This window comes from Pandoraea sp. PE-S2R-1, from assembly GCF_002179865.1.
GTDB lineage: Bacteria > Pseudomonadota > Gammaproteobacteria > Burkholderiales > Burkholderiaceae > Pandoraea.
In genome coordinates, this window is the sequence record NZ_NGUR01000063.1 from 1 (window position 1) to 326 (window position 326).

General features: G+C 62.0%; 1 protein-coding gene. It reads left to right on the forward strand.

Going from position 1 to position 326, the window contains the following annotated elements; genetic code table 11:
* Positions 1 to 125: 125 nt before the first annotated feature.
* On the forward strand, positions 126 to 326 hold a 201-nt coding region (locus tag CDV44_RS27045), incomplete at its 3' end, for a helix-turn-helix domain-containing protein (protein WP_249277752.1).

Below are 326 nucleotides of genomic sequence, written 5' to 3' on the forward strand. Positions count from 1 at the left end.
ACCATCGACCGGTATCGCCCAACGATTCCCAGGCAGCACCGATGGCGCACGTCTCGCATCAACGAGGCCCGGCGCCGCCGCGAAGGCGAACAAGAAGATCAAGACATAGGCGAAGACGGAGACACATGACAGTGCCTGACCAAGACAACAAGATCGACAACGACGACAACACGGCCACCCCCGACGAGGAGAAAACCCGCTCGGGCATCCAATCCATCGAAGTAGGCTTCCGGCTGATCGAGGTGCTGACCGAAGCGTCGAACGCCATGATGCTGCGCGACCTCGCGCACGCCGCCGGCATGAACCCCGCCAAAGCGCACCGCTAT